At 62.0% G+C, this 9,927-nt stretch carries 11 protein-coding genes; 1 reads left to right on the top strand and 10 read right to left on the bottom strand.

Annotation, left to right across the window (positions count from 1 at the left end; translation table 11 throughout):
• Window positions 1–393: 393 nt before the first annotated feature.
• Window positions 394–1,653 (bottom strand): UDP-N-acetylglucosamine 1-carboxyvinyltransferase, encoded by a 1,260-nt coding sequence (murA, locus tag ABWI03_RS24035; protein ID WP_095971611.1) that lies wholly within the window; start codon window positions 1,651–1,653, stop codon window positions 394–396.
• A 54-nt stretch (window positions 1,654–1,707) separates the two neighbouring features.
• On the opposite strand from murA, the gene ABWI03_RS24030 reads away from it, so the two are divergent.
• Complete coding sequence (locus ABWI03_RS24030) at window positions 1,708–2,280, top strand: cob(I)yrinic acid a,c-diamide adenosyltransferase (protein ID WP_095971610.1); 573 nt, start codon at window positions 1,708–1,710, stop codon at window positions 2,278–2,280.
• 10 nt (window positions 2,281–2,290) lie between these two features.
• On the opposite strand, the gene ABWI03_RS24025 is transcribed toward ABWI03_RS24030, so the two are convergent.
• The 9 genes from ABWI03_RS24025 to atpB all read right to left on the bottom strand — a co-directional run bounded on the left by ABWI03_RS24025 (window position 2,291) and on the right by atpB (window position 9,882).
• On the bottom strand, window positions 2,291–2,713 hold the full coding sequence (locus tag ABWI03_RS24025; protein WP_166812995.1) for a DUF2550 domain-containing protein: 423 nt from the start codon (window positions 2,711–2,713) through the stop codon (window positions 2,291–2,293).
• A gap of 49 nt (window positions 2,714–2,762) precedes the next feature.
• Window positions 2,763–3,131, bottom strand: coding sequence for a F0F1 ATP synthase subunit epsilon (locus tag ABWI03_RS24020; RefSeq protein WP_003941287.1), 369 nt, complete (start codon window positions 3,129–3,131; stop codon window positions 2,763–2,765).
• Window positions 3,132–3,137: 6 nt separating this feature from the next.
• Entirely contained in the window at window positions 3,138–4,589 is a 1,452-nt protein-coding gene (gene atpD / locus ABWI03_RS24015) for a F0F1 ATP synthase subunit beta (protein WP_003941349.1), read from the bottom strand.
• 3 nt (window positions 4,590–4,592) lie between these two features.
• Window positions 4,593–5,576 (bottom strand): F0F1 ATP synthase subunit gamma, encoded by a 984-nt coding sequence (locus ABWI03_RS24010; RefSeq protein WP_003941320.1) that lies wholly within the window; start codon window positions 5,574–5,576, stop codon window positions 4,593–4,595.
• 48 nt (window positions 5,577–5,624) lie between these two features.
• Window positions 5,625–7,268, bottom strand: coding sequence for a F0F1 ATP synthase subunit alpha (atpA, locus tag ABWI03_RS24005; RefSeq protein ID WP_007726218.1), 1,644 nt, complete (start codon window positions 7,266–7,268; stop codon window positions 5,625–5,627).
• A gap of 62 nt (window positions 7,269–7,330) precedes the next feature.
• Complete coding sequence (locus tag ABWI03_RS24000) at window positions 7,331–8,155, bottom strand: F0F1 ATP synthase subunit delta (protein WP_003941304.1); 825 nt, start codon at window positions 8,153–8,155, stop codon at window positions 7,331–7,333.
• Between the two features lie 5 nt (window positions 8,156–8,160).
• The gene (locus tag ABWI03_RS23995; protein ID WP_003941337.1) at window positions 8,161–8,721 is read right to left on the bottom strand and encodes a F0F1 ATP synthase subunit B; all 561 of its coding nucleotides are present in this window, start codon (window positions 8,719–8,721) and stop codon (window positions 8,161–8,163) included.
• 7 nt (window positions 8,722–8,728) lie between these two features.
• Entirely contained in the window at window positions 8,729–8,971 is a 243-nt protein-coding gene (locus tag ABWI03_RS23990; protein WP_003941327.1) for an ATP synthase F0 subunit C, read from the bottom strand.
• A gap of 83 nt (window positions 8,972–9,054) precedes the next feature.
• Window positions 9,055–9,882 (bottom strand): F0F1 ATP synthase subunit A, encoded by an 828-nt coding sequence (gene atpB, locus ABWI03_RS23985; protein WP_003941403.1) that lies wholly within the window; start codon window positions 9,880–9,882, stop codon window positions 9,055–9,057.
• Window positions 9,883–9,927 lie beyond the last annotated feature (45 nt).

The raw sequence follows: 9,927 nt of genomic DNA, 5'->3' as shown, positions 1-9,927 counted from the left end.
TCATCGACACACTGTTGAGTTCTCAAAGAACACGCACACACCATCACCACGACCCTATGGCCGCCGCTCCGGGGCAACTTTTCCAGCCTATCCCATCATGATCATCGGCGCAAACCGCTGAACATTCGGAGAACAACTGGAGGTGAAGCACAACCATACACGATGGAAACTACTTCGAAATTTGGTCAGGCACTTCGTACAACCTCGTGTCACTCGCCGTGAAGGCGGGAGTCGGTGTCCGTGTCGCTCTGACTTGGAATAAGTTACGCGAACCTTCAATCAATTCACAAATCGCCTGGTCACCACACCGATTTCGGCAGCCAACGCCAGGTCAGACAGTTTTGTCATTCCACCACCGGCTATAAGACGCGAGTGTGACGCCGAGCACCGAGCTTATTCGGTGCCCACCCGCTCGATCACTCCCCCGAGTCCACGGAGATTCTCGACAAAACGCGGGTAACCACGGTCGATGTGGAAGATGTCGTGGACTTCGGTGGTTCCGTCCGCGACCAACCCAGCTAGCACGAGCCCGGCGCCGGCTCGAATATCCGAGGACCACACCGGTGCACTCGACAACACTGGAACTCCGCGGATAACAGCATGGTGACCGTCAGTACGAGCGTCGGCCCCGAGTCGGATCATTTCCTCGACAAATCGGAAACGCGATTCGAAGACGTTCTCGGTGATCATCGACGTGCCCTCCGCAACCGCGGCCAGACCGATTGCCATCGGCTGCAGGTCGGTCGGGAATCCCGGGTACGGCAATGTTGCGAAATTGACCGCTTTAGGTCGTTCGCGCTGGATGACACGGAAGCCGTCGACCTCGGGCGTCACCTCAGCGCCGGCTGTCCGAAGCTTGTCGAGGACCAGTCCGAGATGCTTGTGGTTCACCCCGCGGACACGGACGTCACCCCTGGTCATGGATGCCGCGACACCCCATGTCGCAGCAACGATCCGATCGCCGATGACGCGGTGGGTAGTCGGTTCCAACTTGCGGACGCCTTGAATGGTGAGCGTCGAACTTCCGCCGCCCGATACCTTGGCGCCCATCTCGTTGAGCATGTTGCACAGATCCACGATCTCGGGCTCACGTGCAGCGTTGTCGATCACCGTTTCGCCACGGGCGAGCACAGCCGCCATCAAGATGTTCTCGGTTGCACCCACCGACGGGAAGACCAGGCGAATGTTCGCTCCGTGTAGGTCATCTGCCTCGGCAACGACACAACCGTGTTCGATTTCGCTACGCGCACCCAACAGACGGAGTCCGGATTGGTGCATGTCGAGTGGTCTCGAGCCGATCGCATCGCCACCAGGAAGTGCGACAACAGCGCGTCGACAACGCGCGACCAGCGGACCGAGCACACACACCGAGGCGCGGAACTGTTTCACCGCATCGAAGTCAGCGTGATACTTCGGCTCGGCCGGCGTCGTGATCCGCACTTCGGAATCTTCGAGTTCGACTTCGCAGCCCAGACCTCGCAGAACGTCCGCCATCAGGGGTACGTCGAGAATGTCCGGGCAGTTGGTCACGACAGTGGTGCCTTCGGCCAACAGCGCCGCGGCCATCAGCTTCAGCACACTGTTCTTGGCCCCTCCCACCAGTACTTCACCTTCGAGGCGGTTACCCCCGGTCACAAGAAAGTGCTCACTCACGGTTCACAGCCTAGAGCCACAACCTCGTCGGCACCGCGCCGGTACCGTAGCCCTATGTCTGTTCACCTGACGAAGATCTACACCCGGACCGGCGACGACGGGACCACGGGCCTCAGCGATTTTTCCCGCGTGTCCAAGAACGATCCGCGTCTGGTCGCCTATGCGGATTGCGACGAGACCAACGCGGCAATCGGAGTGGCCGTTGCCCTCGGTACTCCCCCACCGAATCTGCTCGTGATGCTGCGACAGATCCAGAACGACCTTTTCGACGCAGGTGCCGACTTGTCCACCCCCGTGGTCGAGAACCCGAAGTACCCGCCGCTGCGAGTGACGCAGGCCTACATCGATCGACTCGAAGGATGGTGCGATGAGCTCAATGAGCAACTGGCACCGTTGAATTCGTTCATTCTGCCGGGCGGAACTGCCTTGGGTGCCCTGCTTCACGTAGCACGAACCGTCTCGCGGCGTGCGGAGCGTGCGGCGTGGTCCGCGATCGATGCGAACCCGGAAGACACGAGCGTCCTCCCCGCGAAATACCTCAACAGATTGTCGGATCTGCTCTTCATCATGGGAAGAGTGGCAAACCCGGAAGGCGATGTGCTCTGGAAGCCCGGCGCCGGGGCTTGATCGGGACCGGTCAGGCGGTGCGACGCCTACGGGCGCGCCCGTCCGGCCGCGATTCGACCCAGGACAGGAACGCTGTCAATGCTCCACTGTCCAAGGCGATTTCGTAGGCCGACGATCCGTCGTTGACCTTGACCACGACGATGTCGTCGCTCATGATGTCGAATTCGGTACCCGAGGGAGAGCGACGGCTCTCGACCTCGACACCTTGACGATCAATCCTGGAGTCCGGGCCTGGCCGCAGACTCGACAGTTTGAAAAAGACGAATGTGCTTTCGCCGTAGCGAATGATCCCGTGCCGCCACCCGCTGTCCCCTGGGGATGGCAGAACACGAAGCAGTGCAGCAGTACCGCCGCGACGTAGAACGAGCAGACGATACAGAAAAGCCGCGACGAGAACCGCGAGCAGCACAACCAGAATGATCAACACAGTCATTCCGAATGTCACTGTTCGTCGGCTCCCGTCGCGGCTTTACTCGAGTAACTTACGCGCGCTCGACGGCCCGGAGCTGACCCTTGGCGACCGCAATCGCTTCGAGATCGCCCGAGTTCTCGGCCAAGACAGCCTTGGCTGCCTCGACGTCGATGTCCTGTGCCATGTCCGCGGACTCGGCAAGGATCGTCACCGTCGTCGCAGTGACGGAGAGGAACCCTCCGTGTACTGCAGCAACGATACGCTCGCCGTCGACCGAGGTGATCGACACGGTTCCGCCCTCGATCAGCTGACCGAGGACCGGCTCATGCCCAGGCATGATGCCGATTTCACCCTCGGTGGTCTGAGCGCTGACCAGCGTCGCCGAACCAGACCACAAGCGCTGCTCGACGGCAACGAGTTCTACGGTCATCTCAGCCATGGTGGACTACTTCCCGGCCATCTTCTTGGCTGCAGCCTCGACGTCGTCGAGTCCACCGCAGCTGTTGAATGCCTGCTCGGGCAGGTGATCGAACTCGCCCTTGCAGACGCGGTCGAAGGCTTCGATCGTGTCGCGGAGCGGCACGACGGAGCCGGGCTCACCGGTGAACTTCTCGGCGACGATGAAGTTCTGGCCGAGGAACTTCTGGATACGACGGGCGCGGCCGACGAGGACCTTGTCCTCTTCCTGAAGCTCGTCCATACCGAGGATGGCGATGATGTCCTGCAGTTCCTTGTACTTCTGCAGAATGCGCTTGACCTCGTTGGCAACGCGGAAGTGCTCGGCACCGACGATGCCGGGCTCCAGGATGCGGGAGGTCGAGCTCAGCGGATCCACAGCGGGGTAGATACCCATCTGCGAAATCGGGCGCGAGAGCTCGGTGGTGGCATCGAGGTGCGCGAACGTCGTAGCCGGCGCGGGGTCGGTGTAGTCGTCGGCCGGCACGTAAATAGCCTGCAGCGAGGTGATCGAGCGACCGCGGGTCGAGGTGATGCGCTCCTGGAGCTCACCCATCTCGTCCGCCAGCGTGGGCTGGTAGCCCACTGCCGAAGGCATACGGCCGAGGAGGGTGGAAACCTCGGAGCCTGCCTGCGTGAAGCGGAAGATGTTGTCGATGAACAGCAGAACGTCCTGGCCCTGAACGTCGCGGAAGTACTCCGCCATCGTCAGTGCGGACAGGGCGACGCGCATACGCGTTCCGGGCGGCTCGTCCATCTGGCCGAAGACAAGGGCGGTGTCCTGGAGGACGCCCATCTCTTCCATTTCCAGGTGGAGGTCGGTGCCCTCACGGGTACGCTCACCGACGCCTGCGAACACCGAGGTGCCCGAGAACTCGCGGGCGATACGCGTGATCATTTCCTGGATCAGAACGGTCTTGCCGACGCCGGCGCCACCGAACAGGCCGATCTTTCCACCCTTGACGTACGGGGTGAGGAGGTCGATGACCTTGATGCCGGTCTCGAGGATCTCGGTCTTACCTTCGAGCTGATCGAAGGCTGGTGGCTTGCGGTGGATGCCCCACTGCTCGCCGTCGCGGCCGAGGCCCGGGGTGTCGAGGCAATCGCCCAGTGCGTTGAACACGTGGCCCTTGACGACGTCACCGACGGGAACCGAGATCGGCTTGCCCGAGTCGGTCACTGCAGTGCCGCGGACGAGGCCGTCGGTGGGCTGCATGGAGACGGTGCGGACCAGGTTGTCACCGAGGTGCTGTGCAACCTCGAGCGTCAGCGTCTTGGCGACCGAGGGAAGCGTGATCTCGGCGTTCAGGGCGTTGAACAGTTCAGGAACAGCGCCACGCGGGAATTCAACGTCCACGACGGGACCGATGACCCGCACGACGCGGCCGGCTACGGCCGAAGCCGAACCTGCCCCGTTGTTTTCGGTTACTGCTGCGGTCATGTGCTAGTCACTTCCTGCGCTCGAGGCGAGCGCGTTGGCGCCGCCGACGATCTCGCTGATTTCCTGGGTGATCTGGGCCTGGCGAGCCTGGTTGGCCTGACGGCTCAACGTGTTCACCAGTTCGTTTGCGTTGTCCGTCGCGGCCTTCATGGCGGTACGACGGGCTGCCGACTCCGATGCCGCAGCATCGAGAAGCGACGAGAAGATACGAGTGCTGACGTACTTCGGGAGAAGAGCACCGAGAAGCTTCTCGGGCTCGGGCTCGAAGCTGAAGTCCGCGACGGGTCCATTGTCATGGTCGTCGTCGTGGCCGTTGGTCAGCATGTCGTCACCGAGTTCGATGCGCTCTTCCGACACGAAGACCTCGAGAGGAGCCATACGGCGAACCTCGGGAGTCTGCGTCAGCATCGACACGAAGCGGGTGTAGACGATATGGAGTTCGTCGACGCCCTCGATCGTGCCTTCACCGTTCGGAGCGGCAACCTGGTTACCCGAACCAGCCATGAACAGCTCCACCAGGTGGCGGCTGGCCTTCGCTGCATCCGAGTATCCCGGATCCTGCGAGAAGCCCGTCCACGCAGCACCGATGTCGCGGCCGCGGAACGTGTAGTAGCCGAGTCCCTTGGAACCGAGCACGTACACGACCGGCTCCTTGCCCTCGCTGCGGAGGAGAGCCATGAGCTCTTCTGCCTGCTTGAGGACGTTGGAGTTGTAGCCACCACACATGCCGCGGTCACTGGTGACAACGAGCACCGCAGCCCGCTTGGGCTCCGGACGCTCGTTGAGCAACGGGTGATCGAGCGAAGCAGACGCACTCGCCAATTCGGTGAGTACCTTCGTGATCTCCTCGGCATACGGCTTGGACGCGGCGACGCGAATCTGAGCCTTGGTGATACGCGAAGTCGCGATCAGTTCCTGTGCCTTGGTGATCTTCTTGGTCGAGTTGACCGACTTGATACGAGACCGCAATTCGAGAATGCTCGCCATCGATCAATCACTCTCCCTTCGGAATTCGCAGTGTCATGGGCGCGTACGTCACTTGCTGACGGTCTTGCGCTTGACGTTGATCTGCTCGTTCGCGACCTCGTCGGCGCCCAAAGCGTCAGCCTCGGCCTCGTTCACGACCCGGCTTCCGTCGGATGCGATGAAGCCTTCCTTGAACTTGTTCGTCGCAGCGATCAGCTCAGCAGCGTTGTCGGCATCGAGTGCCTTACCGCCGTTGATGCTGGAGTAGACGCCAGCAGCCGAGTGCTTGAGGTCTTCGAGCAGTTCCTTCTCGAAGCGACGGACGTCGCCGATCGGAACGCTGTCGAAGATGCCTTCGCCGGCCAGGTAGATCGAGACGATCTGGTCCTCGACGGGGATCGGGCTGTACTGATCCTGCTTGAGCAGCTCGACCAGACGGGCACCGCGCTCGAGCTGAGCCTTGGAGGCAGCGTCGAGGTCGGATGCGAAGGCGGAGAACGCTTCGAGCTCACGGAACTGAGCCAGTTCCAGACGCAGCGAACCGGAAACCTTCTTCATGCCCTTTGTCTGTGCAGCGCCACCGACACGGGAGACCGAGATACCGACGTTGATCGCGGGGCGAACGCCCTTGTTGAACAGGTCGGACTCGAGGAACACCTGACCGTCGGTGATGGAGATGACGTTGGTCGGGATGTAAGCCGAGACGTCGTTCGCCTTGGTCTCGATGATCGGCAGAGCCGTCAGCGAGCCACCGCCGAGTGCGTCGGACAGCTTCGCCGAGCGCTCCAGCAGACGGGAGTGCAAGTAGAAGACGTCACCGGGGTAAGCCTCGCGTCCCGGCGGACGACGCAGCAGCAGTGAGATGGCGCGGTACGCCTCTGCTTGCTTGGTCAGGTCGTCGAACACGACCAGAACGTGCTTGCCCTGGTACATCCAGTGCTGGCCGATGGCCGAGCCGGTGTACGGTGCGAGCCACTTGAAGCCTGCGGAATCAGATGCCGGAGCAGCAACGATGGTGGTGTACTCCATCGCGCCCTTCTCCTCGAGGGCAGCCTTGACGCCCGCGATGGTGGAACCCTTCTGACCGATGGCAACGTAGATGCAGCGCACCTGCTTGTTGACATCGCCGGAATCCCAGTTGGCCTTCTGGTTCAGGATGGCGTCGATGCAGACCGCGGTCTTGCCGGTCTTGCGGTCGCCGATGATGAGCTGGCGCTGGCCGCGGCCGATCGGGGTCATGGCGTCGATAGCCTTGATACCGGTCTGGAGCGGCTCTTCGACCGGCTGGCGCTCGAGCACCGAAGCGGCCTGGAGCTCGAGTGCACGGTTCTCGGTGCTCTCGATCTCGCCGAGGCCGTCGATGGGCGCACCCAGCGGGTCGATGACGCGGCCGAGGAAAGCATCGCCGACGGGAACCGACAGAACGTCGCCCGTGCGCTTTACTTCCTGGCCTTCTTGAATGTTCTGGTAATCGCCAAGGATGACGGCACCGATTTCGGTGGCATCCAGGTTGAGCGCGACGCCGACGATTCCACCGGGGAACTCCAACAGCTCGTTGGACATAGCCGAAGGCAGGCCAGAGACGTGCGCAATGCCGTCACTGGTGTCGGTCACTGTGCCGACCTCCTCACGGGAGGCCTCCGGGGAGTAGCTCGCGGTGTAGTTGTCGATCGCGCTACGGATCTCGTCGGAGGAGATCGTCAGCTCCGCCATGTTTTTCCTGCTCTCGGTGTCTGGTCTTCGAAAAGATCTGGAGTATGTGTTCGGCTGAAGGACTACTTGAGGTTCTTCCGCAGTGCTGCGAGTCGACCCGCTGCGCTGCCGTCGATAACCTCGTCGCCCACCCGGACGACCAAGCCGCTGAGGAGTTCTGGATCGACCTCGACGTGTACTGCTACCGGCTTCCCGTAGGTGCGGGTAAGAGTGCTGGCCAAGCGATCCGACTGCTCCGAGCTCAACGCCGAGGCGCTGCGAACGTGAGCAACGGTGGTATCGCGCTGCGCTGCGGCAAGATTCGACAGCTGATCGAAAGTGTCTGCGGGTGCAGACTTCAACCGGCCGACGGCCTGTCCGGCGAGTGCCTCGGTGACCGCGGTGACCTTGCCGTAGAGCAAGCGAGAGAGGAACTCACGCTTGCGGGCTGCGGGAACCGACAGATCCGAGAGCGTCTGCTCCAGGCTGGGGTCCCCTGCCACGATGCGACCGAGACGGAAGAGCTCGTCCTCAACGGTGTCCAACTGGCTCTGATCGGCTGCGGCGCGGAGCAGAGCTTCGCGTCCGAGCAATTCGAGCGAGTTGACCAAGTCGCGGGCCGCAGACCAGTCCTGGCCTGCAGCTGCCTTCACGGTGGCGAGCGCCTCGGCGCCGACCTTTCCGGAGAACAACTGCTCTGCCAAAGCCTGGCGACCAGCGGCCGGTGCCGAAGCGTCAGCCAGCGCGCTGCGAAGAGCGCGCTGGCCGTCGAGTACCTCGACCACCGAGAAGAGCTCGGACCCAGCCTGAGCAGAAGCAGCAGTTGCGGCTCCTGCAGAGACGGCGCCCAGGGCACTGCTCAGCGCAGAACGAGTCTGCGCCAAGGCTTCACGGCTCGCTGCGTACATGTTGCTCACTTCCTGGCTGAATCAGCGCTGACGGTGTCGAGCTCGTTGAGGAAACGATCAACCGTTCCGGCGCGCTTCACGTCGTCGGCGAGGGACTCCCCGATGACCTTCTCGGCCAGGTCTACAGCGGTCTTGCCGAGATCCGAGCGGAGCTCAGCGACGATCTGCTGACGCTGGGCGACGAGCTGGCTGTGGCCTGCGGCCACGATGCGGTCGCTCTCGTCCTGCGCCTGAACCTTCATGTCAGCGATGATCTGCTGACCCTGGGTACGCGCTTCCTCACGGATCTGCGCTGCCTCGGTACGAGCTTCGGCGAGCTGCGCGCGGTACTGCTCGAGCGCTGCCGCTGCCTCTGCCTGTGCGTCTTCGGCTTTCTTGATGCCGCCCTCGATCTGCTCGGTGCGTTCGGCCAAGACCTTCTGGAACTTCGGAAGAACGAGCTTCCAGAAGACGAAACCGACTACTACGAGCGCGACCGCGGACCACACGATGTCGTATGTCTCGGGGATGAGGGGATTGTGTTCAGTCGTCCCCTCCGCCGCGAGAATTGCGATGGTGGCTGCCATGTCGGTCTTAGAAGATGAAGCCGGCGACGAGGCCGATCAGCGCGAGGGCCTCGGTGAATGCAATACCGAGGAACATGGTGGTACGAACCTGGCCGGCCATCTCGGGCTGGCGGACCATGCCTTCGATTGCCTTGCCCACAACGATGCCCACGCCGATGCCGGGGCCGATTGCTGCGAGGCCGTAGCCGATGGCTCCGTAGCCGCGCGACTTGGTCTCGACAACTTCCTGAGCGAGGTAAGCGATGCTCATGGTGTTCCATTCCCTTTCTGTTGACCTCCGCCGGATTCGGCAAGAGGCTCAGTTCTTGGTGTAGCTGGTGAGGAGGTAAAAGGTCAGTGCTCGTCGGCGTGGAGCGCCAGATCGATGTACACCGCGGTCAGCAGCGCGAACACGTAAGCCTGCAGGAAAATGACCAGCAGCTCGAAGAACGTGAATGCGATACCGGCGATGATCGACGGAACACCGAAGATCGCCTGGAATCCGCCGGACACGAAGAAGAAGTAGTTCGTCGCGCTGAAGAACAGCACCAGCAGGATGTGGCCGGCCAACATGTTGGCCATGAGACGAACCATCAGCGTGAACGGGCGCAGGATGAAGGTCGAGATGAACTCGATGGGCACCAACAGGAAGTGCAGGGGCAGCGGGACGCCGGGAACGACGATGCTGCTCTTGACGTACTTGAAGAAGCCGTACTTCTTGATTCCCACGTAGTTGAACACGATGTAGGCAAGCGCTGCGAGTACCAGCGGCATACCGATTCGCGCGTTCGGCGAGATGTTCAGGAAGGGAATGACGCTGGCCAGGTTGCTGGCGACCACGATGAAGAAGATCGTCGTGATGACCGGCAGGAAGCGCTTGCCCTGTTCCTTGCCCAGGATCTCCTCGGCGATATTGATCCGAACGAAGTCGAGCGCAAGCTCGGCTGCGTTCTGGAGTCCGCGGGGAACCAATCGAGGGCTGCGCATCGCGATCACGAAGAAGGCTGCGACCAGCACCGACATCAGCAGACGAATCAGCATCAGACGGTCGAGCTCGAAGGGGCCCGCGTGAATCAACACGGAGGGCGGGAAAAAATCGTCTAGTGACGGCGCATGGAATTCATCCGCGGCCAGGGTGGTGACGCTCAGCGTTCTCTCCCGTAGTCGGTCCGCAGCCATCATTGACTGCGGTTCGATCGGACATTGACGATCTACAAGTCGACAAGT

The organism is Rhodococcus baikonurensis (assembly GCF_040489275.1).
Taxonomy (GTDB): domain Bacteria; phylum Actinomycetota; class Actinomycetes; order Mycobacteriales; family Mycobacteriaceae; genus Rhodococcus_F; species Rhodococcus_F baikonurensis.
Note: the sequence above shows the minus strand (reverse complement) of the source record. Positions and strands in the feature narration are given on the sequence as shown.

What these genes read in the sequence shown, in the direction of transcription:
- ABWI03_RS24030 (WP_095971610.1), top strand. Translation starts at nt 1,708, where the DNA reads ATGTCTGTTCACCTGACGAAGATCTACACCCGGACCGGCGACGACGGG.
- ABWI03_RS24025 (WP_166812995.1), bottom strand. Translation starts at nt 2,713, where the DNA reads ATGACTGTGTTGATCATTCTGGTTGTGCTGCTCGCGGTTCTCGTCGCG.
- ABWI03_RS24020 (WP_003941287.1), bottom strand. Translation starts at nt 3,131, where the DNA reads ATGGCTGAGATGACCGTAGAACTCGTTGCCGTCGAGCAGCGCTTGTGG.
- atpD (WP_003941349.1), bottom strand. Translation starts at nt 4,589, where the DNA reads ATGACCGCAGCAGTAACCGAAAACAACGGGGCAGGTTCGGCTTCGGCC.
- ABWI03_RS24010 (WP_003941320.1), bottom strand. Translation starts at nt 5,576, where the DNA reads ATGGCGAGCATTCTCGAATTGCGGTCTCGTATCAAGTCGGTCAACTCG.
- atpA (WP_007726218.1), bottom strand. Translation starts at nt 7,268, where the DNA reads ATGGCGGAGCTGACGATCTCCTCCGACGAGATCCGTAGCGCGATCGAC.
- ABWI03_RS24000 (WP_003941304.1), bottom strand. Translation starts at nt 8,155, where the DNA reads ATGTACGCAGCGAGCCGTGAAGCCTTGGCGCAGACTCGTTCTGCGCTG.
- ABWI03_RS23995 (WP_003941337.1), bottom strand. Translation starts at nt 8,721, where the DNA reads ATGGCAGCCACCATCGCAATTCTCGCGGCGGAGGGGACGACTGAACAC.
- ABWI03_RS23990 (WP_003941327.1), bottom strand. Translation starts at nt 8,971, where the DNA reads ATGAGCATCGCTTACCTCGCTCAGGAAGTTGTCGAGACCAAGTCGCGC.
- atpB (WP_003941403.1), bottom strand. Translation starts at nt 9,882, where the DNA reads ATGATGGCTGCGGACCGACTACGGGAGAGAACGCTGAGCGTCACCACC.